Here is a 22435-nt window from a genome sequence, read left to right as displayed (position 1 = left end):
GCGACTACGAAGCCGCTTGCAGCTTCGCAAGCTCCCGCGCCACCGCCTCCTCATGCGCCTGCGCATCCTCGCGTGCCTTGCGCGGGCTCCACCGTCCGCGCATGTACGCGGCGAACGGCAGGAACACGATCTGCCCGGCCAGCGTCACCCACCACCAGGTCTGCCACTGGTGCGGACCGTCCTTGACGGCCTTCGCCACCTCGGCACCGTGCGCCTTGAGAACCGCGAGGTCCGGCTGCGCCTGCTGCACCGTCTGGAGGCCTGAGGCGCCCACGTCCGCCACCGCACGGCCCAGCACGTCCGGCGGGATCGCCGTCGGCGGATACTTGGCCAGCTCGGCGAACGTCGCCGGATGCGCGTTGACGATCGCCAACGCCGGCCCCGCCTTCGCGTTCGCGGCGGCGACCTCGGCGCCGTGGTCGACCACCGGCGTCACCGACGTCACCACCACCGGGACGAAGGCCGCCGACACCGCCACCACGAGGCGCAGGATCCACCCCCACACCGCGAGGCCGGTGGCCGTCGCCGCCGGATTGCGCTCCTCGACCGTCTCCGTGAACGCCGCCATCCACGGCGCGTAGGTCACACCCGCGAGCGCACCGCCGATCAGGAACACGGTCGCGAAGGTGTAATAGTCGGTGTGCGGGCGGGTGGCGAGCTCCGCGAAGACCACCGTCGTGACGATCGTGCCGACGCAGCCGACGATCATCAGAGGCTTGCGAACCTTGAGCCGGTCGGACACCAGGCCCGCCACGATCAGGCTGATCGCGTTCGCGGCCCAGTACCAGTTCGCCACGGCGTTGGCCCGCTGCTCGCTGTAGCCGTAGACCGCGGAGAAGTAGATGACCAGGTTGCCGACCAGGGCGTAATACAGCAGCAGATACACGCTCACTGCGAACGCCGGACCGGCGATGCGCGGATGCAGCATCTGCCGCCAATGGCCGGTCAGCCCCTCCTCGGGATCGATGCCCCGGGCGCGCGCTTCGACGAGGGCGCGGTCGCGCAGGCTGACCATGATCTGGTCGCGCAGGCGCGGCGAGAGCTCGCGCAGGCCGAACAGCGCGATGACGAACACGATCAGGGCACTGACGGCTGCGTACCGGAGTTCGTCCTGCCAGGTCGAAGTGTCCAGCGTGTGGCTGGTCACCGTCGTCACCACCAGGCTGCCGGCCACCGGTCCGATCGCCCACGCGCCCATGGCCGTCGCGCGGCCGAGCTGCGGCGAGAAGTCGCGGATCAAGGCCGGCGTCGCGACGAGGATGATGCCCTCGACGAAGGAGAGCGCGGCGAACAACGTCAGGAACGCGCCCTTGCCCGACACGTTCGGCATCACCAGGACCAGGATCCCGGCCACCAGGAGGCCGTAGACGACGAGGTTCGCGCGGCCCCAGCGGTCGGCCAGGCCGGCGATGAGCGAGGAGGCGGCGCCCACGGCGTTCCCGATGACCGACATCCAGATGAAGTAGGTGAAGGTCATGTGGTAGCGGGTCATGATCGACGTCGCGACCGCGTACTGGATGTAGAGCAGGTAGTACAGGACGATCGTGGTCAGCACGACGATGGCCAGGTAGGCGTACCGGCGGGCGGACTGCGGGTACGCCGCCAGATCGCGGCGCCAGAACCGGGTCAGGACGGCCGGGGCGGCGTCCGCGGTGATGCTGGGGGATGACACAGATGACTCCTTCGCTGTGAGGTGGAGAAATCGGTCTTCCTTCGGGTGGCGCCGTACCACCGCCTCCAGGCGGCGGTCGGTTATCGCATGGCAGCCGCCCGCAGCTCCTTCTTCAGGATCTTGCCGGTCGGTCCGATGGGCAGAGTGCTGAGAAACCGCACTTCGCGCGGGTACTTGTAGGCGGCGAGGCGCTCGCGGCAGTACGTGATGACGTCGTCCTCGTCCGCCTGCGCGCCGGCCTTGAGCGAGACGTAGGCGACGACTTCCTCACCGAGCCGTTCGTCGGCCCGACCGATGACGGCGGCCTCGGCGATCGCCGGGTGGGTGTAGAGGACCTCTTCGACCTCGCGCGGATAGACGTTGAACCCGCCGCGGATGACCATGTCCTTCTTGCGGTCGACGATGAAGTAGTAGCCGTCCTGGTCGGCGTAGCCGAGGTCGCCGGTGTGGAACCAGCCGTCGCGGACGGTCTCGGCCGTCGCTTCGGGGTTGTTCCAGTAGCCCTTCATCATGTTGTGCCCGCGGATCACGATCTCGCCGACGTGCTCGGGCCCGGGCGGCAGCGGACGGTCGTGGTCGTCGACCACACGGGTCTCGACGCCCCAGACCGGCTTGCCGATGGAGCCCACTTTGCGCTGCTCGGCGCTGATGTTGAAGGTCGTGGTGCTCGCCGATTCCGACAGGCCGTACCCCTCAAGGATCACCACGCCGGGGAACTTCTCCTCGAAGGCACGGATGACCTCGCCGGGTATCGCGGCGCCGCCGGAGCAGCCGACGCGGAGCGCGGAGAGGTCGTGCTGTGCGGTGTCGGCGTGCAGGAGGGCGAAGAACATGGTCGGGACGCCGGAGAAGACCGTGCACCGGTGCCGGGTCATCGTTTCGAGGACCGGGCCGATCTCGAAGCGGGGGACCAATGCCATGGTGCCGCCGTGGCGGACGACGACGTTCAGGACGCTGGACAGCCCGAAGACGTGGAACAGGGGGAGCACCGCCAGGATGACGTCGTCCGGCTGGACGCCGAAGAGGTCGCCGGACACGGTGCAGTTCATGTAGAGCTGGAAATGGGTGAGCTCGGCGCCCTTGGGGCGGCCGGTGGTTCCGCTGGTGTAGAGCACGACGGCGGTGTCGTCGGCGTTGGTCGGGGCGATGTCGTCGAGAGCTGCTTCAGCGGTCGAGGCGGCGGCCACGAGGTCGGCGAAGGGAAGCGTGCCGTCCAGGGCACCGGTCGGCAGCTCGGGACTCCCGGGCGGATCCACCACGTAGACGGCCACTTCATCAGCAGCCTGTGTCGCCTCGACTGCTTCCTTCGCCAGCGGTGCGAACGTCACGAGGACCGTCGCGCCTGAATCCTCAAGGTGGTAAGCGATCTCGCGCGCCTTCAGCAACGGATTCAACGGCACCATGATCAGGCCCGCTTTGAGGATGCCGAAGTAGCAGAACAGGAACTCGGGCAGGTTCGGCAGCTGCACCGCGACGCGGTCGCCGCGTTCCAGACCGAGGGCGAGCAGCCCCGCGGCCACCTGCCCGGACGCCGCGTCGACCTGCTCGTACGTCAAGGTCGCGTGCTGCGTGTGGCACAGCGGCTTGTCCGGCGCGGCGTTCCGTGCTTCCCGAAGAATCGTCGCGAGATTGAAAGTCATGGACACTCCGCTTCCCAGTCGCACCAACCGACCGCCCGGTATGTTTGGCCTTAGTATCGTCTGGAATCGCGGGGTGTCAATGGGGGCGCAGCGGGACTCTGACGAGGAGTGACATGACGGAGCAGGACCGGGCGAGGGTGCCGCGGGGCGAGGCGCGGGACCGGATCGTCGCCGCGGCCACGGAGCTGTTCGGCCGCTACGGGTACGAGGCCACGACGACCCGCCAGATCGTGGAGGCCGCGCAGGTCACCAAGGGCGCGATGTACCACTGGTTCAGCTCGAAGGAAGAACTCCTCACCAGCATCTACCGCGAGCTGCTGGCCGAGCAGACCGGCCGGCTGCAAGCGATATCCGCCGGCCCCGGCCCCGCCGACGTCCGGCTCCACCTCGCGGTCACCGACCTCTTCGCGCACATGGACGACCACGCCGAAGCCCTCACTGTCTGGGCCCGCTCCATGCATCTGGTCGCCGGAGAACATGCCAGCGCGGTCCGCGCCGAACGTCGCCGCTATCAGCACCTGTTCCAGGATCTCGTCGAGGAGGGGCAGAAGACCGGCGCCTTCCGCGACGACGTGCTGGCGACCGTGGTGACCAACACTTTTCTGAGCGGCATCGTGCAGATCTATCGCTGGTTCAGCCCCGACGGTCCGCTCACGCGGCGCGAGTTGGGCGAGCAGATGGTCGCGCTGTTCCTGGACGGGGTGCGGTCGTCGGCGGAATGAGCCGCGTTACGCTGCGGCGATGCGGACTGTTCCGGCGGGGTGGGGACTCGGGGTCGGGGAGATAGTGGGGGCCGGGCGGAGGTTGTATCGGGCCCGGCCTTGGATGGTGGACGCGTTCATCGCGGTGGTGATGCTCGTGGTGAGCGTCATCTGGGCGAAGCAGTATCCGTATGAGCCCGACGGTCAGCACGTCTACAGCGCTTCGGACGTGCACCAGGTGCCGTTCCGGCCGATCGACGCATTCGGCTGCGCGTTGACGGCGCTGGGCTGCGCCGCCATCGCACTGCGGCGCTGGCACACCGAGTGGGTGATGGCCGGCACCTGCGCCCTCATCGTGCTCTACACCAGCCTGAACTATGCGCCGACGACGCTGGCCTGGTGCCCGATCCTGATCTTCTACACCTTGTGCACGCGCACAGTTCCGTTGCGGGCGTTGCCCTACGCGATGGCGCTCTTGGCCGTGTGGTTGCAGTACAGCCTGGCGCTCGTCGTTCTCAGTGTCCTGCTCGCAGTCGCACAATCGGTCACCGTTATCGCCGTGACGTGGAGCTTCGGCGACCAGGCGCGGCGCCTCGCGGAGCGGAACGCGCGGCTGGCGTCGCTGACCGAACAGCTGCGACGCGAGCAGGCGGCGCGGGCCGGCCGCGCGGTGGCGACGGAGCGCGTCCGGATCGCGCGGGAACTGCACGATGTGGTGGCGCACCACATGTCGGTGATCTCCGTGCAGGTGGGCCTGGCGCAATACGTCCTGGCCAGCGACACCGAGACGGCGGGCCGGGCGATGAAGACGATCGCCGATGCCACCCACGAGGCGATGCTGGAGATGCGGCGGATGCTGACGGTGCTGCGGCCGGTGCCGGAGAACGGCCGGACGCCGGGGCGTGGCCGGTCCCCGGCGCTGGAGCCGGCCTCGGGCCTCGCCGGACTGGACGCGCTGCTGGACCGGGTCCGCGCCGGCGGCGTCGACGTGCGGCTGCGGGTCTCCGGCGAACCGGTGGAGCTGCCGCCGGGGCCGGACCTGGCCTGTTTCCGCGTCGCGCAGGAGTCGCTCACCAACGTGATGAAGCACGCCGCCGGGGCCCGGGCCGTCGTGGAGCTCACGTATCAGAACCATGCCATCACCCTGCGCGTCGCGGACGACGGCGGAAGGGTACGCTCCCTGATGGACGCCGATCGGATCGAACCGTCGCCCCCGGAGCTCGCGGGAACCGGCAACGGCCTGGCCGGCATGCGGGAGCGAGCGAGGATCTACGGCGGGACGCTGACAGCCGGGCGCCGCGCGGCCGGGGGGTTCGAGGTCGTCCTGACGCTCCCCGCCGGGGACGTCCCGGACGATCCCGAGATCTGATCCGGATCGGCGCGTCCCGGCCCGCGGCCCGCCCGGGGAAGGGGGCCGCACGGTGTGGCGGGTGCTGGTGGTGGACGATCAGGTCCTGATCCGGGCCGGGCTGGCCGCGCTGATGCGGGCGGCGCCCGGCGTGGAGGTGGTCGGCGAGGCCGCCGACGGCGAGCAGGCCCTGGCGGTCCTGGCCGAGCGCGAGGCCGACGTGGTGCTCATGGACCTGCGGATGCCGGGCATGGGCGGGATCGCGGCCACCGAGCAGATCGTCGCCGCCCGCGACGCCGCCGGCCGGCAGACCCCCAGGGTGCTGATTCTCACGACCTTCGACCTCGACGACTACGTCTACGCCGCGCTGAAGGCCGGAGCCAGCGGCTTCGTGCTGAAGGACACCCCGCCGGACCGGCTGCTCGCGGCCATCACCGTGGTCGCGCACGGCGACATGCTGTTCTCCCCGAGCATTTCCGAGCGCCTGGTCGAGGCCTACACGCTGCGTGGCGAGGCGATGGGCGGCCCGGCGCCGGATCTGGCGCTGCTGACCGCGCGGGAGGTGGAAGTGCTGCGGCTGGTCGGGAAGGGGATGACGAACCCTGAAATCGCCGACCACCTGGTGGTCGGTGAGACGACGGTGAAGACCCACCTGAGCCGGACGATGACCAAGCTCGGTCTGTCGACGCGGGCGCAGGCGGTGGTGGTGGCCTACGAGACCGGGTTGGTGGTGCCGGGGGACGGAGGCGGGCGGGGCGGCGGCTGACAGCCGGCGCTTGACGGCTGGCGCTCGACGATCGGCGGCCGGCTCGTGTTGGTCGGCGGCCGGCGGCGTGCGACCACCCCGAGGCGGACACCGACACCGGTGCCGGCCCCAGCCCCGGCACCGATGTCGGCGTCCCACGCCGCCACGTGATCAGGACCATCGTGACAGCATTCCGGCCGGTCGCGCGTCGTCCACTGGATGAAGCGGGAAGCGCACCGTAGTCCTGTGGTCTACTGACGGACCGGGACCCGCCCCGGGCGACCGACCGCGATCAACCCCCGGCGATCGCCCGCACCGCCTCGATGGTGTCGGCGTCCTGAGCCCGTTTGTCGTCCCGATACCGCAGGACCCGCGCGAACCGCAGCGTGACGCCGCCCGGATACCGCGTACTCCGCTGCACTCCGTCGAACGCGATCTCCACCACCAGCTCCGGCCGCACCCGCACCGTCCAGTCGTCGGCCTCCGTCTGGAGCTCGCGCAGCCGCTCGGTCTGCCACGCCAGCAGCTCGTCGGTCATTCCCTTGAAGGTCTTGCCCAGCATCACGAAACCGCCGCCGTCCGGGTCGCGCGCCGCGAGATGCAGGTTGCTCAGCCACCCCCGCCGCCGTCCGTGTCCCCACTCCGCCGCGATGACCACCAGGTCGAGCGTGTGGACCGGTTTCACCTTCAGCCACACCGAGCCGCGCCGTCCGGCCGCGTACGGCGCCTCCAGCGCCTTCACGACGACGCCCTCGTGCCCGCGCTCCAACGCGTCCTTCGCGAACGCCTCGGCGGCCTGAGGATCGTCGGTCACCAGCCTCGGCGCCACGGCCTCCGGCGGCGCGATCGAGGCCAGGAGCTCGGCACGCTCCCACGACGGCAGGTCGATCAGGTCGCGGCCGTCGAGGTGCAGCAGGTCGAACAGGAACACGGTGAGCGGGATCTGCTCGCGCAGCTGCTCCAGGTTCCGCCGGCTCCCGGTGCGGCTCGCCGTCTCCTGGAACGGACGCGGACGCCCGTCCTCGGCCAGCGCCAGCGCCTCGCCGTCGAGCACGGCGGCCGTCACCGGGAGGGCCCGGGCCAGCTCGACGACCTCCGGCAGCCGGTCGGTGATGTCGTCCAGGCTGCGCGTGAAGACCTGCACGCGGTCCCCGTCCCGGTGGATCTGGACCCTGATGCCGTCGAGCTTCCACTCCAGCGCGGAGGGCGCCGTCTTGGCCAGTGCGGCCTCGACGCTGTCGGCGGTCCCGGCCAGCATCGGCTGGATCGGGCGCCCGACCACCAGGCCGACGGCGCGCAGCCCCGGCACTCCGTCGCGCAACGCGGTGCGCGCCGCGCCGGCCAGGTCGCCGCCGAGCATCGCGGCCCGCCGCACCTCCGTCGCCGGGACCTGCGCCGCCTTCGCGACCGCGTCGGCCATGACCCCGTCCAACGCGCCCTGGCGCAGCTCCCCGGTGAGCAGGCCGCGCAGAAACGCCTGCTCGCCGACGGTGGCGCGAGCGAACAGCGCGGACAGCGAATCCCGCCGCCGAGCCTGTGACCCGGGGCCGGTGGTTGCGCCGATCTCGCCGAGGATCCGGTCGACCTCGGTCAGTTCCAGCTCCGCCTCGGCGGCCGGCTCGGGCAGGTCCCGCAGCGTGGCCCAGCCGACGCCGATCTGCCGCTGCGGCAACTCGCCGGAGAGGTAGTGGACGGCGATCGGCACTTCCTCCGGCTCGCCCGCGCGCAGCAGGTCGGCGAGCAGAGCGATCTTGGCGGTGCGGGCCGAGGCCTCGGTGACCGCCGTGGATGTGTTCGCCAGGTCCGACAAGCGCATGAGGGTATCGTCCGCCACGCCACTGACAGGGGCGACTCTGCTCACCCACATGGCGCAGAGCGGCCGGAAGCGTGGGCTCGGTCGGCGCTATCCCAGGTCTCTGATGAAGACCCGCCTCCGCGTCGCCAGCATCACTTTCACTCCGCTGTGCGTCGGCACGAACTGGCACTCGATCACCGGCTCGTTCGCCGCCGGGAAGTCCGCGACGCAGACGTTTCGCACGGCGTTCCACAGCGTGATGCCGCTCTCCGAGACGCGGACCACCCGCGGCTCGGGCCGGGTGTCGTCGAGCAGCACGCCGTCCAGGCGGTCGGGCACCGGAACCCGCTCCACGACCTCCTCGCCGGTGACCCGGTGGACGCTGATCCCGTCCGGACCGCCCAGCGCGACGAGGTTGCCGGAGGTGGAGACGGCGACCTGCGTCACGCCCTTGGGACGGCCGAACGCGTGGACCACAAAGGGACTGTTGATCTGCCACGCGGCGGCGGCGGACGCGCCGGAGGCCGTCTCGCCGAGCCCGATGAGGACGTTCGGCAGCGCGGCATAGAGCCGACGAGGCCGCAGGGTGCCCTCCAGCATCCGCCAGCCCTCGCCGTCGTCCCAGATCATCGGTGGCCGCTCGGGGCTGGCCAACGCGACGCCACGGCGGCCCAGGCCGTGCAGGTCCACCGCCGCTTCGAACCGGACGTTCTTCACCGCCGGGACCGGAAGCGGATGGCTGTAGGCGGGCCACGGCCACGCCAGATTCGCGCTGACCACCGCTTGCGTCCTCGACGGGAGGCCGACCAGTTCGCCGGGCAGGACGTAGGACAGCCCGGCCACGGTTCTCGGCCCCGGCGCGGCGACGAACTCGTAGGGCGAGGTCAGGGCCGCCAGCGTCTGATGCGGCCGGCCCGCGACGGCGTCGTAGAGGAACACCTCGGACCAGTAGCTCGTCGGCTGCGTCCCGAAGGCGAGAAACGGGTTGCCGCCGCCCTGGAGGCAGACCGCGACCATCGGCCGCTGCTGCGCGAGGACGGGGACGAGCCGGACCCGATCGATGTGCTGCGTCTCGTGACATTCGAACACTGTGATCCGGTCGGCTTCCAAGGTCATGACGCACACAATAGAGTCGGCGCGACCAGGAAAAGAAGGCTAGGAGCTGCCGCTATCGGCGGACGCGTCGTGACTCCGACGACGTTGCTCGCGCCGCACCAGGAAGTACCCCGCAGCGAGCCCGAATGCCGCCGCGGTCTCGTGGCCGATGGTCGCGAAGTTCGGCACCAACCCGAACCAGTCCGCACTGGCGAACGGGTAGGCGAACACTCCCGCCGCCCAGAACCAACGCAACGGGTTCGGAACCAGCGGCGTCACCGCCGCCGCCATGGCCAGTACGCCGTAGCTGATGCCGTAGTCATAGCCGTTCCACCACTGCGCGGGATAGCGGCCCGAATGGACCGCGGCGGCGGCCGCGGAGGTCGCGACGGCGGTGGCGACCGTGTTCGCCACCAGGAACACGACGATCATCGCGATGGCACCGAAACGGCGCTCCAGCAAGGCCATACAGACTCCGACCCCACCGCCGATGATCAGGATGTGCGAGATCCAGCCGCTGTCGGTGGCCGCGAACAGCGGGCTCGCCAGCAACACCACCAGGGGATCGTGGGCCATGTTGTGAGGGTTGGTGCTGATGGCGATCTTCAGCTGATCCGCGGTGTGCCCGGGAAGCAGGCGTCCCAGGACGAGCAGACCCGCGCACACCAGCAGAAGGTAGGCGAACGTCACCGGGTTGCGGCGAGGGTAGGCCGCCAGGAAGCTGATCGCCATACGCCGAGCTTGGCAGAAACGAGTCGGCACATGATGGACCCGCGGCCCCACAATGGTCCGGACACCTGAACGGAGCCGCCGATGTCATCCACCGAACCGCCGCGCATCACGTGGCGCGCCGAGCCCGTCCCGGACGGCTTGCGAGTGACGCAGGCTTACGTGTGGGCCATCGACCCGGAGGACGGTCGAGTCCTGATTCAGGACCGCGGCACGCAACACGCGCGGCGCTACAGCCTCCCCGGCGGCAGGCCCGAGCCCGAGGACGGCGGCGACCCGGTCCGGACGGCGGCCCGCGAGGCGCTGGAGGAGTCGCAGATCCATATCGACGTCAGCCGCGCCGTCTATCTGGGATACCAGCTCGTGGAGGGGGACACCCGTTACGACGGGCCCCATGCCCAACTCCGCTACGCCGCGCCGATCAGCTCCTACGAGCCGATCGGGCCGGACCCCGACAACGGCCGCATCCATCGGCGCTACATGGTGAGCCTGGACCGCGCTCCCGAGATCCTGGCCTGGGGCGAGCCCGGTGCGGCCCAGGCAGCCCTCGCCAAGCAGGCCGGGCTCGATCTCGGGCTGCGGGTCGACGCCCCCGCGCCCGACGGTCACCGCGATGAGGTGAAGGCCCGCTACCTCGTCTGTCACGACTACGGCATGGGCGCACTCTGGTGGTGGGTCACCGCCCGCAGCGCCAAGGAGATCATGGAGCGGATCGCCGACGTCGTGGTGAGCTTCTCCCCGGAGTCCGCCCGCTGGGCCGACGAGAACGGGTACGAGGAGATCGACATCGACGCCCCCGACCCGAACGAGCTGAGCAGCATGAAGGCCACCCGCGACGCGCAGCGTCAGCAGCAGGGCTTCGGCGCGGTCGTCGGCCGGGGGACGGTCTACTTCCGCTGCGTCTGGGGCGAGTACGAGAAGCAGGCTCCGTGGTGGGACGACGAGAACGCGGCCTACTTCCTGCTGGAGATCGGCGAGGACGGCTACCGCAAGCGCGGGATCTTCGAGTACGTCGAAGGCCCCTCACATCGGATGGGCGAGGACGACTGGGCCTTCAACCCGCCCTACGACCTCTACGAACCCGAGTGGGCCCGGTTCGAGATCGACCAACAGACCTTCGAGGCTGCCTGGGAGGCCGCGATTCCGTTTCCCGTGGACGATGAGTAAAGCTCACCGCTCCTCGCCCAGCCGTATGGAACAGAAATTGCCGCCGACGCGGAACAGCGCCGGATGGCTGACATCGGTGTCCGCGTAAGGGATGTCGGCCGCGAACAGTTCCGCGTCGTCCTCGGGCCGGTAGCCGATCGCCGCGCCCTCGGCCAGTGAGAACCAACGCCGCGTGTTGGCCGAGACGCCCCACAGCACGCGATAGCCGGCGGGCTCCACGGCCAGACACGCCTCCACCAGGCGCGCGCCGTCCTCGCAGGAGATCCACACCGACAAGTCGGTGGGCGCGGCCGGCTCGGGCCGGAAGGCCCCGATTCGCAGACAGCTGACGTCGATGCCGTAGCGCGAGTGGTACAGACTGCCCAGCGCCTCCACCGCGGCCTTGCTCACGCCGTACAACGTGTCCGGCCGCGTCGGCACATCGGCCGGGAGGAACCCGTCCGGGCCGATGTCGTCCCGGGTCCAGAACCCGGCGGCGTGGATGCTGGAAGCGAGGACGGCCCGGGGCACGCCTTGCCGCACCACGGCTTCCAGCACCTGCCGCGTCCCCTCCACGTTCGCCATGGCGAGCTGTTCCCATGGTCCTTCGCCGGGCAGTCCGCCGAGATGGAGCACGGCGTCCACACCGGCGCAGGCCTTGTCCATGACGGCCGGATCGAGGAACGAGTCGACGATGATCTCCGCGTCGTCGTTCCTTTCAGGGATCGGCGCTATGTCCAGCAGGCGAAGCGTCCGGCCCGGCCGGGCCAGCAGCGGCCGCAGCCAGCCGCCGATCCGCCCCGCCGCGCCGGTGATCAGAATGCGTTCGGTCATGATGCCTCCCCGTTCCCGTCCCGTTCCCATTCCCGTTGGTGGCCGGTCTGTGGTTGGACTGCGGCCGGTCTATGGCCGGGCTACGGCCGCTGCAACGCGCCGTCGCGGCGGCGTGGCGGACGCCAGGCGGCTCCGGGCTGCGCCTTCGCGGCCGGCGGATATTTCGCGGCCAGGGCCTCGTCGAGATCGACGCCGAGCCCGGGCGCGTTCGACGGCCAGAGATGGCCGTCCTTGATCTCCGGGCACCCGGGGAAGACCTCCCGGTGCTCGTCGGTGAACAGATGCTGCTCCTGGATCCCGAAGTTCGGGCTGGCCAGGTCGAGCGCGAGGTTCGCGGCGTGGCCGACCGGCGAGACGTCGCCGGGGCCGTGCCACGCCGTCCGCACGCCGAAGGCCTCGGCCAGATTCGCCAGCCGCCAGGCCGGCGTCAGGCCGCCGATCGCCGATATGTGGACCCTGATGAAGTCGCACAGGCGCTCGGCGACCACCGGCCGGTACTCGGCGGGGTTGACGAACAGCTCGCCGATGGCGATCGGCGTCGCGCACTGGCCGCGAATGGCCCGGAGCCAGTCGAGATCCTCCGGAGCCACCGGGTCTTCGAGGTAGAACAGGTCGTACTGCTCCAACTCCTTGGCGAGGCGGACGGCCTCGGTGGGGTGGACCCGTTCGTGCACGTCGTGGATCAGCTCCAGTTCCGGGCCGAACGTGCTGCGCAGGTGCTCGAACAAGGAGCGTACGGTCCGGACGTAGGCGCGGGGATCCCAGGCGCCAGTGTCGTTCGCGGCACCCGGCACGCCGTATGTGCTGCCCCCGGCGACCGCGACCTGGCAGCGCACGTAGCGGTAGCCGGCCTCCAACGATTCCTGGACTTCTTCGGCGACCGCTTTCGCGTCCACGCCGGCGGCGTGGGTGTAGAGCGGCACGGCGGTGCGGCAACGGCCGCCGAGCAGTTGCCATACCGGCAGGTTCGCGATCTTGCCCTTGATGTCCCACAGCGCCATGTCGACGCCGGACAGCGCGTTGTTCATCACGGGTCCGGAGCGCCAGTAGCCGCTGACGTGGAGGGTTTCGAAGATGTCTGTGATGTCGGCGGGATCGCGGCCGATCAGCTGCGGCGCCAGGTACTCGTCGACGACGGTTGCGACCGCTTTCGCGCGCTGGGTGAAGGTCGCGCAGCCGAGGCCGTACAGGCCCGGCTGGTTCGTGTCGATCCGGACGACGACCAATGTCGTGCCGGTGGGTGCGGTGAGGATGGTCCGGACACCGGTGATGCGGACCCCGGAGGACACGCCTTCCGGGGCGGCTTGCTGCCACGGGGGCTCCGGCGATTGCGGCGACTCGGGTGCTTCCGGCGACTTCGGCGACTCGGGTGACTCCGGTGACCGGGCCTCGTTCTGCTTGCGCGTGCTCATGTGCCGATCCTCCAGCGCGTGTCGATCCGGCTCCACTCAGGTCTCGAAAGTCAGACAACTGAGACGGGGCGGGTGCGGCCGTCGCCGCCTCCCGCCCCGCCCGAAGTGCTCACGCCTCAGCGCTCACAACCCGCCGTGCCTATGCCCCGGCTCCCGGTCCGATCTGCTTGCGCGCCTCGGAATCCGCGATCTCGTTGCGCAGCCGTGCCATCTCGTTCTCCACGCCCGAGCCGGCCGACAGGGCCTCCAGCTCGCGCGTGATGTCGTCCTTGCCGTAGCCGGTCGGGTCGTTGAGGACGCCGGACGCGGTGAGCTCGTCGAGCGCGGCACCGCGCGCCTGGAGCTGCGCGGTCTTGTTCTCGGCCCGCTCGATGGCCAGGTTGACGTCGGCCATCTCCTCGGAGATCCCGCTGAAGGCCTCGCCGATCTGCGTGGTGGCCTGGGCCGCCGCGTAGGTGGCCTTGATGGTCTCCTTCTTGGTCCGGAAGGCGTCCACCCGCTGCTGGAGGTTCTGGGAGGCGCGGACCAGGCGCTCCTCCTCGGCCTGGAGGGCCTGGTACTGGCCGCTCATGTCCTCGATCTGCTGCTGGATCGGCGCCCGGCGCAGCAGCGCCTCGCGGGCCAGGTCCTCGCGGCCGACCTCCAATGCCCGGCGGGCCTGGGTCGAGCGCTTGTCGACATCGGCCTGGAGGTTCTTCATCTGGATCTCCAGGCGCTTGCGGCTGGTGGCCACCTCGGCCACGCCGCGGCGCACCTGCTGCAACAGCTGGAGCTGTTTCTCGTACGACAGGTCGAGCATCTCGACCGGGTTCTCACGGCGCTCCAGGGCCGCGTTGGCTTTCGCCTCGACGACCAGCTTCATCCGTTTCATGACGCCGCCCATGGACGCTCCCTGCCCCCTTGTGGTTCCCGTATCACGGGATCAACGCTTCCGCCTGAATCGTGGTTCCCAGGATAGGCGCCTGAGATGCCGAATCGTCCTGCGAGGTTGTGCGGATTCCGAGCTGTGCCAGGAAGGCCCCGCCCAGGACCACCACTCCGCCGACGATCTGGGTGGTCGACAGGCGCTCCCCGAGCGCGGCCCAGGCGACGATGGTGGCCGCCGCCGGCTCGACGTAGGCCAGTCCGGCCGCGGTCGTGGCGGACAGCCGCTGGATCGCCGCCGCGCCGGTCAGATAGGACAGCACCGTGCTGACCAGCACCATGAACGCGGCCAGCAGCCAGCCCTGGATGTGGTGCGAGCCCATGGCCACCGAGTCGCCGAGCACGCCCCACGGCGCCGACCAGGGCGCCGCCAGCGGGAGCAGCAGCACCAGGCCGACCGTCATGCCGCCGGTGGTCAGGGTCAGCACGTCCACGGTCCCGGCCAGGTGGTCGATCAGCAGGAAGTAGGTGGCGTTCCCGGCGGCCGCGCCGAGGCCGGCGGCCAGCCCGAGCGCGTCCAGCCGCACCCCGGACCAGATCTGCACCACGATCGCCAGGCCGACCATCGCCACCGCGACGCCGATCACCGACACGCGCGCCACATGCGTGCGCCGCACCAGCTTCTCCCAGGCGACGACGAGTACCGGACCGGTGAACTCCAGCAGGATCGCGATGCCCACCGGCAGGCGCGAGGCCGCGACGAAGTACAGCACCTGGCACGCCGCCACGGCGACCAGCCCGTAGACGACGATCGGCCAGCGGTTGCGGACCATCGTCGTCAGCTGTCCGGGGCGGCGCAGGGCCAGGCACACCACGGCGAGCACCGTGACCGTGCCGATCAGCCGCAGCCAGACCGCCTGCAACGGGCTGAACCCGGCCTCGATCAGGGCTTTGGCGAACGGACCGCCGGCGCCGAAGGCCACCGAGGAGGTGATACCGAAGAGGACGCCGGTCGTGGTCCGGTTGAGCGAGGCGCTGGTCACCTGACAGATGGTAATAGGTGAAAGGCGGCCTTGTCCTTAGACGATCATCAGGTGGCGCCGAGTTGTGATCGCGGGGGCGTGGCGTCGGCCGCCGCGCGCACCGCGTCCGCGAACGCCTCCGGCGCCTCCTGCGGCACGTTGTGCCCGATCCCCGCCAGGTACCGCGTCTGGAACCACCCGGTGAACAGGTCCCGGTCCCCGGACTCCTCGAACGTCGGGCCGCCGACGCCGTCCGCCCCGGACTCCAGCACAACGGTCGGCACGCTGATCGTCGGCGACGCGGCCAGGAGATCCTCGATCTCCTGATAGCGCGGCTCACCCTCGGCCAGGCCGTAGCGGTGGCGGTAGGAGTGGATCACGACGTCCACGAACGCCGGGTTGTGCAGACTCGCCGCGCTGGCCTTGAACGCCTCGCCCGCTGCCTGCCACTCCGGCGACCAGGTCCGCCACAGCAGCTCGCACAGTTCCTCGCGGTTGCGCTCCAGGCCGTTCCGTCCGCGCTCCCCGTGGAAATACCACTGGTACCAGTACGTCGCTTCCCATTCCGGCTTGGACGGCTCGACCGCGGCGTGCGCGATGTCCTGGATGTTGTAGCCGTCCGCCGTCACCAGGCCCCGCACGCGGCCCGGCCACAGCGCCGCGACGATGCAGGCGGCCCGGCCGCCCCAGTCGTAGCCGGCTACTACCGGTCGGTCCAGGTGGAGCGCGTTGATGAAGTCCAGCAGGTCCTGGCCCAGCGCTCCCTGCTGGCCCGAGCGGGGATCGGTCGCGGACCGGAAGTGCGTCGAGCCGAAGCCGCGCAGGAAGGGGACGTAGACGTCGAAGCCGCCGCTCGCGGTGAGCGAAGCGGCGACTGCGTCGTAGGCGCGGATGTCGTAGGGGAAGCCGTGGAGCAGGACCACGGGGATGCCGGCCGGATCCCCGTGGCGCTCGTATGTGACGGTGAGGGTGGGCGTCACGATGTGGTCGGTGTGGTCTGCGCTTGGTTCGTAGCTTGGGGTGTGGTTCGGGGTGTGGTCGGGGGTGTGGCTCGGGGCGTGATTCAGTTCGTGGCTCGGTTCGGTAGCTGATGCGGAATTAGCTTCGGAACTCATGAAGAGAGCTTGGCATGGCCGTCCGCGTAGGCCTGGAAGAAAGCGGCCTCGGCCAATACGGAACTCCGCAACTCGGAGAGCAGGACCCGTTCGTTCGGCCCGTGCAGCTGGCAGGCCGCGTCCTCCGCGCCGAACAGCAGGATCTCCGCGTCCGGCACCGCCTTGGCCAGGCCGTTCACCAACGGGATCGCGCCGCCGCTGGCCGCCTGGACCGCGTCCGCGCCCCACGCCGCCTTCAACGCCTCCTCCGCCGCCTGATACGCCGGACCGCCGGTCGACGCGGCGAACCCGGGACCGGCGTCCTGCGCCGTCACCGTCAGCTCGACGCCGAACGGCTTCAACGCCTCCAGGTGGTCGATGAGCGCCTGCTGCGCCTCCTTCGGATCCTGCTGGGGATGGATCCGCAGGTTGATCAGGGCCCTGGCGTAGGGCACCACGGCCAGCGCGGCGGTGTCGACCGCCGGGGCGTCCAACCCGACGACGCTGATCGCGGGGCCGCTCCACAGGCGCTCGCCGAGGCCCCCGGTGCCGAGCAGCGGGACGTCCGGCTCCACGGTGGCCAGGGCGCGGAACTCCTCGTCGGTGTAGGCGGTGCCCGCCCACGGCTCGCGACGCAGGCCGGCGACGGCGACGTCGCCCTTGTCGTCGTGGAGTGTCGCGAGGGCGGCGATGAGTGTCAGCAGCGCGTCGGGGGCCGCGCCGCCGTACAGGCCGCTGTGGCGTGCTTCCTTGAGGGTGCGGACCTCCACCTCGACCTCGGCGTCACCGCGCAGCGCGGTGGTCAGCGTCGGGGTGCCGGGGCGGATGTTGCCCATGTCCGCGATGACCATGGCGTCGCAGGCGAAGGCCGAGGGGTCCTGCGGCGGGTAGTCGTCCAGGACGCTGCCGTATTCCTCCTGGCCCTCCAGGACGAGGCGGATGCCGACCGGCGGGCAGCCGTCGTAGGCGCGCAGCGCGCCGAGGTGCACGGCCAGGTTGGACTTGTCGTCCGCGATGCCGCGGCCGCGGAGCGCGGGGCCGTGGTCGGGGTCCGTGTACGCCGTCGGGGTGAAGGGCGGGGAGGCCCAGGCCTTCTCGTCGCCGGGGGGTTGGACGTCGTAGTGGCCGTAGAGCAGGACGGTCGGGGCGTCGGGGGTGGGGGGTGGGATGTGGCCGGTGATGATCGGCGAGGTGTCCGGGAGGTTCAGGTCCTGGAGGTCTTGGACGCCGGCGTCGCGCAGCAGTTCGACGAGGAGGTCGTGGCACTCGGCGATTTTCTCTTTGGGGTAGCCCGGGAAGGCGATCGACGGGATTGCCGCCAGGCGCTTCAGGTCTTCGGCGACCTGCGGCATCAGCGTGTCGACTTTGGCAGTGAGCTGCGTGATGTCCATGGGGTCAGTAACTCATAGGTGGTGGGGGTGCGCTGCTTGGGAGGGTCTGGTGGGGGAGTGGGGGCCATGACCCGTTATGGCGGGCGTGGCGGGCCTGGGGCTGGGGGCTTCGGGGATTGGGCGGTGGAGGTGTGAGGGCGTGGGGTGTGCGGTGCGGCAGTGGGGGTGTGGTGGTGGGGGTCTTGGCTGGGGCGCGAGGCTCTTGTTGGATGGCGGCGTCGCCCCTACGATGAGCACTCCGGGAACATGAAGATCCTTCATGTCCAGTCCAGTGCGGCCTTCCGTGGAGCGCGCCTTGTCCGTCGACACCTCGCACGACCCCGGCACCGTGCCGCCGTCCGCGTCCGACGCGGAGCCCACGGCCCGGGTCCGCGCCCCGTGGATCACGGGGTTCGTGTTCGCCGGACTCGGGTGGCAGGTGGCCAGCCAGGTGCCGAGCACCTTCACGGTGCCGCAGCAGATCAAGGACATCGATCCGGCCGGGCACGTCGCCGACTTCGCATGGGTCAACACCATAGGAACGCTGTCGATCCTGTTCCTGGGGCCGCTGTTCGGGATGCTGTCGGACCGCACGGTGTCGCGGTTCGGGCGGCGGCGGCCGTGGATCGCGTTCGGAGGCCTGGCCGCGGCGGCCGCGCTGGTGTTCAGCGGGATGCAGAAGACGGTGTGGGGGGTGGGGGTCGGGTACCTGCTGCAGACGGTGTTCGTGGCGGCGCTCGCCGCCGGGATGGTGACGATCGTCCCGGACCGGGTGCCGATCGGGCAGCGGGGTGTGGTGCTGGGGTGGGGCGGGGTGCCGCAGGCGGCGGCGTTGATTGTCGGCGGGGTGCTGGTGTCGCTGTCGAAGGGGTATGTGGGGCAGTACGCGGCGCTGGCGGCGCTGATGGTGTTCGTGGTGCTGTTCGCGTGGCGGGTCGGGGACCCGCCGTTGCCGCGGGAACGGCGTGAGGCGTTCAGTTTTCAGGCGTATCTGGCGAACTACCGGATTCAGGTGCGACAGTTCCCTGATTTCGGGTGGGCGCTGGCGACGCGGTTTTTGATGGTGTTGGGCTATGGACTTGGGACGCTCTACACGCCGTACTTCTTGGACGATGTTCTTGGGTTCAAGAACACGCCCAACGACAAGAGCAACGACAGCCACTTGCTGATAGTGGTCGCGGTGAACAGCGTTTCGACGGTGGCGCTGGTGGTGGTCGCGGGGTGGTTGTCGGACCGGTGGGGGCGTCGGAAGCCGTTGGTGTGCGGGGGGTCCGCGGTGATGGCGGTGGCGGCGGCGATGCTGGCGGTGCATCAGAGTTGGGGGATGATGCTGGCCGCTGGGGCGGTGCTCGGGTTGGGGTATGGGGTGTATTTGAGCGTGGACGGGGCGTTGGTGACGCAGACGCTGCCGTCGGGGACGGATCGGGGGCGGGACATGGGGTTCGCGAACTTGATGACGATCATTCCGTTCGCGTTGGTGCCGCCGATTGCGGCGTTGTTGATTAAGTTCGCTGGGGGGTACTCGGCGTTGTTCTGGGCTTCGGCGGTGGCTTCGGTGGCGGGGGCTGGGTGTATTTATCGGATTCGGGGCGTGCGATGACTTCGTCGTCTCGGGTACTCGTTATCGGTATTGACGGGGTGCGGTTGGACGTACTCCGGGATGCGAGGGTTGGTACGCCACATCTTGATGCGATCGCTGCCGCCGGGTTCTTGGCGCCGGTGTGGATCGAGGAGGGCACGCCGACGTGGTCCGGGCCGTGTTGGGCGACGATCGCGACGGGGGTGTCGGCGGCGAAGCACGGTGTGCTGCACAACGTGTTCCCGGATCATAATCTGGCGACGTATCCGGACTTTTTGACGCTGGCGTCGCTGTCGGGGAAGCGGACGTATTTGTCGGTGGGGAGTTGGGAGCCGCTGGCGACGTCGGCGTGCGGCGGGCCGTTGTTCGGGGCGCCGGATCGGCTGACGTTCACGTCGTATGGCAAGGACTGCGAGCGCGGTGACGAGGCGGCGACGGTTGATGCGGAGCGGGAGTTGGTGGCGGCGGATTATGACGTCGCGTTTGTGTATCTGGGGGATGTCGATCAGACGGGGCATGACTTCGGGGTCGGTGCTGAGTACGTCGCGGCGGTGGAGCGGGCTGATGCGCGGGTGGGGCGGTTGATGGCGGCGTTGTGGTCGAGGCCGGGGTATGGGGAGGAGAACTGGACGGTGATTGTGGTGACTGATCATGGGCATGTTGATGGGGGTGGGCATGGTGGGGATAGTGCGGTGGAGCGGACGGCTTGGATTGCGGCTTGTGGGCCGGGGATTGGGGTGGGGGTTGGGGTCGGGGGCGGGGTCGGGGTTGGGGTTGGGGTCGTGGGTGGGGGTGGGGTGGAGGTGCTGACGCTGCGGCATGTGGATGTTGCGGCGCATGTTTATGAGGCTGTTGGGTTGGCGGGGGAGATGGCGGGGTTGGGGTTGGAGGGGAAGGCTTTTGGGGTGGTGGGGTGAGGGGGGTTGTTATCGCCGGCCGCCGAGCCCTGACAGCCGACTGCTGATTGCCGACTACCAAGCCTTGACCGCCGGCCGCCGATTGCTGGGCGCCGTTGGCTGAATGCCGTTTACTGGTCGCCGAGCGTCGAGCGTCGAGCGTCGAGCGTCGAGCGCCGACTGCTGAGCGTCAGCGGCGTTTGGGGAAAGGAATGCGAGCAAGATCCTCGGCGATGTGAATCTGACCGTCGAACTCCGCGCCGGCCTCGGCGAGGTATCGCGAGCGTGCCTCGTCGACCGGGTAGCGCTGTGAGAAGTGGGTCAGCACCAGTTCGCGTACGCCGACGTCGGCGGCCAGGCGGGCGGCTTGGCGGGCGGTGAGGTGGCCGAAGGATTCGGCGAGTTCGGCTTCGGTGTCGAGGAAGGTCGCCTCTACTACCAGGAGGTCCACGCCGGCCGCGAGGCGTTCGGCGCCTTCGCAGCGGCGGGTGTCCATCAGGAATGCGAAGCTCTGGCCGGGCTTCGGGATGCTGACGTCCGCGAGTGTCACGTCGCCCAGGCGGCCCTCTTGCTGGAGGCGGGAGATGTCAGGGCCCTTGATTCCGGCGGCGGCCAGTTTCTCCGGCAGCATGCGGACGCTGTCGGCCTCGTCGATGCGGTAGCCCTGGCAGGGCATGCCGTGGTCCAGGGGCGCGACGCTGAGGGTCAGGTTGTTGTTGAGGGCGTAGTGGCGGTCGCCGGTTGATGGTTGAGTCGCGATCTTGGCGCGGGCCCAGTAGGGCGTCGCGAAGCGGAGGCGCTCGAAGTACTCCTCGTGCTCGGCGGGGAAGTGGCAGGTCACCTCGTGCGGGACGTCGTCGAGGGAGATGCGTTGCAGGATGCCGGGCAGGCCGAGGGCGTGGTCGCCGTGGAAGTGGGTGATGCAGATGCGGGTGATGTCGGTGGCGGACAGGCCGGCGAACTGCATCTGGCGCTGCGTGCCCTCGCCGGGGTCGAAAAGCAGGCCGTGGTCGTCGAAGCGGAGGAAGTAGCCGTTGTGGTTGCGGTAACGGGTCGGGACCTGGGACGCGGTGCCCAGGACTGTCAGTTCGCGGTTCACCATCGGACCTCCTGCTCCACGCCGGCTCGGATCCGCTCCCAGGACCATCCGTCGGCGCGCAGGTGGCGTATCAGGCTCGCGTCGAGCAGGGCCAGGACGGTGTAGGCGCGGAACTCTGGATCATAGGCGTCTGCGAACAGCAGCGTCAGGTGGGTTTTCCAGAACTGGTAGACGCCCAGGCGGTAGCGGGCGCCGGGGGCCGCGGTCTCGGAGGCGACGAGGAGGTCCAGGTGGGCCTCGACGTAGTCGAGGTAGGCGCGGACGAAGGCCAGGCGGCGTTCGGTGCGTGCGCCGTCGGGGCCGAGGGGGGCCGGGCCGGAGATCATCGCCAGTTGCAGCTCTTTTTCGCGGTCGTCGAGGAGGGCTGCGACGAGGCCGCTTTTGTCGCGGAAGCGGCGGTAGACGGTGCCTTTGCCGACGCCGGCTTCTTGGGCGACGGCGTCGGTGGTGAGGGCTTCTACGCCGCCTGAGGTGTAGAGGCGCCAGGCGGCTTGGAGGACCAGGGCTCGGTTCCTTGCCGCGTCGGCGCGTTCGCGGGGTGGGGAGTCGAGGAGGGGGAGGTCTTCCATGGGTTCATTGTAGACAAGCGGACTGGGGTCCGCATATTGTGGTGGGGGTAAGCGGACTGCGGTCCGGATGTGGGGCGTGGTTCGTGCTGGTCAGTTCATGTTGGTCCGTATCGGTTCGTATTGAAGGGGGAGTCATGACCACGCTGATTTCGCGTGAGGAGTTGCAGGCTGCCATCGCTGGTGGGGCGGTCACGGTTGTGGACGCGCTGGCGGGGAGCTATTGGGAGAAGCAGCATCTGCCGGGGGCGATACCGCTGCATGCCGATGATGTGGCGGCGAGGAGTGGGGAGGTGCTGCCTGATCGCGGGGCGCTGATTGTGACGTATTGCAGCAATCCTGCGTGTCAGAACAGTCAGGACGTGGCGACGCGGTTGGAGGGGTTGGGGTACACGAACGTGCGTAAGTATCGGGAGGGGATTGAGGACTGGGCGGCGGCGGGGTTGCCGTTGGAGTCGGGGGTGGGGGAGTAGGAGTAGGCAAGAGCTGCTGGGCGAAGGAAGGGGTTTCGCCCAGGTTGAGACTCTCGGCGGTCAGTCGCACAGGCCGCCGAGACTCGGGGTGGGTTTTAAGGCTTTTAAGGCTTTTTTGACGACCTTCGGCCATGGTGCTGACTGGTCGGTGGCGGTCCTCGGGTGGGTGGCGCTGTCAGGCTCCGAGAACTGTTGCGGGGGTGGGGAAAGGCCAGATCAAAAGCCAGATCAAAGACATCCCTGGAGTTAGGGGTGTCAAGTGGTGATGGGTTCGTGCTGGTTTGTCCAGGCGGTGGCTTCGTCGTAGAGGGTGCCGGTTTTCAGGCAGCCGTGCAGGATCCCGACGAGGCGGTTG

The 22435-nt window shown here is 69.6% G+C and carries 20 protein-coding genes; 7 read left to right on the top strand and 13 right to left on the bottom strand.

Annotated elements, in window-relative coordinates:
- Window positions 1-4: 4 nt before the first annotated feature.
- Together ABD481_RS38085 and ABD481_RS38080 are read right to left on the bottom strand one after the other, a co-directional pair.
- A complete protein-coding gene (locus ABD481_RS38085) occupies window positions 5-1672 on the bottom strand; it encodes an MFS transporter (RefSeq protein ID WP_344670739.1) in 1668 nt (555 codons plus the stop codon).
- An 80-nt stretch (window positions 1673-1752) separates the two neighbouring features.
- A complete protein-coding gene (locus ABD481_RS38080) occupies window positions 1753-3312 on the bottom strand; it encodes a long-chain-fatty-acid--CoA ligase (RefSeq protein WP_344670738.1) in 1560 nt (519 codons plus the stop codon).
- A gap of 113 nt (window positions 3313-3425) precedes the next feature.
- Here ABD481_RS38080 and ABD481_RS38075 point away from each other — a divergent pair, with 113 nt between their 5' ends.
- From ABD481_RS38075 to ABD481_RS38065, 3 genes are read left to right on the top strand one after another with little or no spacing between them, the layout of a single operon-like run.
- Window positions 3426-4034 carry a TetR/AcrR family transcriptional regulator gene (locus ABD481_RS38075; RefSeq protein ID WP_344670737.1) on the top strand — a complete coding sequence of 203 codons (609 nt, stop codon included), beginning with the start codon at window positions 3426-3428 and terminating at the stop codon, window positions 4032-4034.
- 19 nt (window positions 4035-4053) lie between these two features.
- Complete coding sequence (locus ABD481_RS38070; RefSeq protein ID WP_344670736.1) at window positions 4054-5382, top strand: sensor histidine kinase; 1329 nt, start codon at window positions 4054-4056, stop codon at window positions 5380-5382.
- A gap of 52 nt (window positions 5383-5434) precedes the next feature.
- Window positions 5435-6127, top strand: a complete 693-nt coding sequence (locus tag ABD481_RS38065) for a response regulator (protein WP_344670735.1) — start codon at window positions 5435-5437, stop codon at window positions 6125-6127.
- Window positions 6128-6398: 271 nt separating this feature from the next.
- Here ABD481_RS38065 and ABD481_RS38060 read toward each other — a convergent pair whose 3' ends face one another.
- The 3 genes from ABD481_RS38060 to ABD481_RS38050 all read right to left on the bottom strand — a co-directional run bounded on the left by ABD481_RS38060 (window position 6399) and on the right by ABD481_RS38050 (window position 9728).
- Entirely contained in the window at window positions 6399-7922 is a 1524-nt protein-coding gene (locus ABD481_RS38060) for an ATP-dependent DNA ligase (protein WP_344670734.1), read from the bottom strand.
- 87 nt (window positions 7923-8009) lie between these two features.
- On the bottom strand, window positions 8010-9017 hold the full coding sequence (locus tag ABD481_RS38055) for a hypothetical protein (protein ID WP_344670733.1): 1008 nt from the start codon (window positions 9015-9017) through the stop codon (window positions 8010-8012).
- A 39-nt stretch (window positions 9018-9056) separates the two neighbouring features.
- Complete coding sequence (locus ABD481_RS38050; protein ID WP_344670732.1) at window positions 9057-9728, bottom strand: rhomboid-like protein; 672 nt, start codon at window positions 9726-9728, stop codon at window positions 9057-9059.
- 81 nt (window positions 9729-9809) lie between these two features.
- On the opposite strand from ABD481_RS38050, the gene ABD481_RS38045 reads away from it, so the two are divergent.
- Window positions 9810-10892 (top strand): NUDIX hydrolase, encoded by a 1083-nt coding sequence (locus ABD481_RS38045; protein ID WP_344670731.1) that lies wholly within the window; start codon window positions 9810-9812, stop codon window positions 10890-10892.
- Window positions 10893-10895: 3 nt separating this feature from the next.
- Here ABD481_RS38045 and ABD481_RS38040 read toward each other — a convergent pair whose 3' ends face one another.
- The 6 genes from ABD481_RS38040 to ABD481_RS38015 all read right to left on the bottom strand — a co-directional run bounded on the left by ABD481_RS38040 (window position 10896) and on the right by ABD481_RS38015 (window position 17488).
- On the bottom strand, window positions 10896-11705 hold the full coding sequence (locus ABD481_RS38040) for an NAD-dependent epimerase/dehydratase family protein (protein WP_344670730.1): 810 nt from the start codon (window positions 11703-11705) through the stop codon (window positions 10896-10898).
- Window positions 11706-11785: 80 nt separating this feature from the next.
- Window positions 11786-13117 carry an enolase C-terminal domain-like protein gene (locus tag ABD481_RS38035; RefSeq protein ID WP_344670729.1) on the bottom strand — a complete coding sequence of 444 codons (1332 nt, stop codon included), beginning with the start codon at window positions 13115-13117 and terminating at the stop codon, window positions 11786-11788.
- Between the two features lie 139 nt (window positions 13118-13256).
- The gene (locus tag ABD481_RS38030) at window positions 13257-14000 is read right to left on the bottom strand and encodes a PspA/IM30 family protein (protein ID WP_344670728.1); all 744 of its coding nucleotides are present in this window, start codon (window positions 13998-14000) and stop codon (window positions 13257-13259) included.
- Window positions 14001-14031: 31 nt separating this feature from the next.
- Window positions 14032-15024 (bottom strand): EamA family transporter, encoded by a 993-nt coding sequence (locus tag ABD481_RS38025; protein ID WP_344670727.1) that lies wholly within the window; start codon window positions 15022-15024, stop codon window positions 14032-14034.
- A gap of 47 nt (window positions 15025-15071) precedes the next feature.
- Window positions 15072-16118 carry an alpha/beta fold hydrolase gene (locus ABD481_RS38020; protein WP_344670726.1) on the bottom strand — a complete coding sequence of 349 codons (1047 nt, stop codon included), beginning with the start codon at window positions 16116-16118 and terminating at the stop codon, window positions 15072-15074.
- Window positions 16115-17488: a M20/M25/M40 family metallo-hydrolase gene (locus ABD481_RS38015; RefSeq protein WP_344670725.1), complete on the bottom strand. Its 1374-nt coding sequence runs from the start codon at window positions 17486-17488 to the stop codon at window positions 16115-16117. The genes ABD481_RS38020 and ABD481_RS38015 overlap by 4 nt, the downstream gene beginning before the upstream one ends.
- 295 nt (window positions 17489-17783) lie before the next feature.
- Here ABD481_RS38015 and ABD481_RS38010 point away from each other — a divergent pair, with 295 nt between their 5' ends.
- Window positions 17784-19067, top strand: a complete 1284-nt coding sequence (locus ABD481_RS38010; RefSeq protein ID WP_344670724.1) for an MFS transporter — start codon at window positions 17784-17786, stop codon at window positions 19065-19067.
- Window positions 19064-19963 carry an alkaline phosphatase family protein gene (locus tag ABD481_RS38005; protein ID WP_344670723.1) on the top strand — a complete coding sequence of 300 codons (900 nt, stop codon included), beginning with the start codon at window positions 19064-19066 and terminating at the stop codon, window positions 19961-19963. The genes ABD481_RS38010 and ABD481_RS38005 overlap by 4 nt, the downstream gene beginning before the upstream one ends.
- Before the next feature lie 169 nt (window positions 19964-20132).
- Here the strand turns inward: ABD481_RS38005 and ABD481_RS38000 are convergent, their stop codons facing one another.
- Both ABD481_RS38000 and ABD481_RS37995 read right to left on the bottom strand, forming a co-directional pair.
- A complete protein-coding gene (locus ABD481_RS38000) occupies window positions 20133-21044 on the bottom strand; it encodes a ribonuclease Z (protein WP_344670722.1) in 912 nt (303 codons plus the stop codon).
- Window positions 21038-21610: a TetR/AcrR family transcriptional regulator gene (locus ABD481_RS37995; RefSeq protein ID WP_344670721.1), complete on the bottom strand. Its 573-nt coding sequence runs from the start codon at window positions 21608-21610 to the stop codon at window positions 21038-21040. Before ABD481_RS37995 ends, ABD481_RS38000 begins: the two co-directional genes overlap by 7 nt.
- Window positions 21611-21744: 134 nt before the next feature.
- On the opposite strand from ABD481_RS37995, the gene ABD481_RS37990 reads away from it, so the two are divergent.
- Entirely contained in the window at window positions 21745-22080 is a 336-nt protein-coding gene (locus ABD481_RS37990; protein WP_344670720.1) for a rhodanese-like domain-containing protein, read from the top strand.
- Window positions 22081-22435 lie beyond the last annotated feature (355 nt).

The sequence above is a fragment of the Catenulispora yoronensis genome (genome assembly GCF_039531695.1).
Taxonomy (GTDB): domain Bacteria; phylum Actinomycetota; class Actinomycetes; order Streptomycetales; family Catenulisporaceae; genus Catenulispora; species Catenulispora yoronensis.
This window is presented reverse-complemented; position numbering and strand designations above follow the sequence as displayed.

Coding starts and splice junctions, on each gene's coding strand:
- ABD481_RS38070 (WP_344670736.1), top strand. CDS start 4,054: ATGCGGACTGTTCCGGCGGGGTGGGGACTCGGGGTCGGGGAGATAGTG.
- ABD481_RS38045 (WP_344670731.1), top strand. CDS start 9,810: ATGTCATCCACCGAACCGCCGCGCATCACGTGGCGCGCCGAGCCCGTC.
- ABD481_RS38000 (WP_344670722.1), bottom strand. CDS start 21,044: ATGGTGAACCGCGAACTGACAGTCCTGGGCACCGCGTCCCAGGTCCCG.
- ABD481_RS38030 (WP_344670728.1), bottom strand. CDS start 14,000: ATGGGCGGCGTCATGAAACGGATGAAGCTGGTCGTCGAGGCGAAAGCC.
- ABD481_RS38005 (WP_344670723.1), top strand. CDS start 19,064: ATGACTTCGTCGTCTCGGGTACTCGTTATCGGTATTGACGGGGTGCGG.
- ABD481_RS38075 (WP_344670737.1), top strand. CDS start 3,426: ATGACGGAGCAGGACCGGGCGAGGGTGCCGCGGGGCGAGGCGCGGGAC.
- ABD481_RS38015 (WP_344670725.1), bottom strand. CDS start 17,488: ATGGACATCACGCAGCTCACTGCCAAAGTCGACACGCTGATGCCGCAG.
- ABD481_RS38040 (WP_344670730.1), bottom strand. CDS start 11,705: ATGACCGAACGCATTCTGATCACCGGCGCGGCGGGGCGGATCGGCGGC.
- ABD481_RS37990 (WP_344670720.1), top strand. CDS start 21,745: ATGACCACGCTGATTTCGCGTGAGGAGTTGCAGGCTGCCATCGCTGGT.
- ABD481_RS38035 (WP_344670729.1), bottom strand. CDS start 13,117: ATGAGCACGCGCAAGCAGAACGAGGCCCGGTCACCGGAGTCACCCGAG.
- ABD481_RS38080 (WP_344670738.1), bottom strand. CDS start 3,312: ATGACTTTCAATCTCGCGACGATTCTTCGGGAAGCACGGAACGCCGCG.
- ABD481_RS38050 (WP_344670732.1), bottom strand. CDS start 9,728: ATGGCGATCAGCTTCCTGGCGGCCTACCCTCGCCGCAACCCGGTGACG.
- ABD481_RS38060 (WP_344670734.1), bottom strand. CDS start 7,922: ATGCGCTTGTCGGACCTGGCGAACACATCCACGGCGGTCACCGAGGCC.
- ABD481_RS38055 (WP_344670733.1), bottom strand. CDS start 9,017: ATGACCTTGGAAGCCGACCGGATCACAGTGTTCGAATGTCACGAGACG.
- ABD481_RS37995 (WP_344670721.1), bottom strand. CDS start 21,610: ATGGAAGACCTCCCCCTCCTCGACTCCCCACCCCGCGAACGCGCCGAC.
- ABD481_RS38020 (WP_344670726.1), bottom strand. CDS start 16,118: ATGAGTTCCGAAGCTAATTCCGCATCAGCTACCGAACCGAGCCACGAA.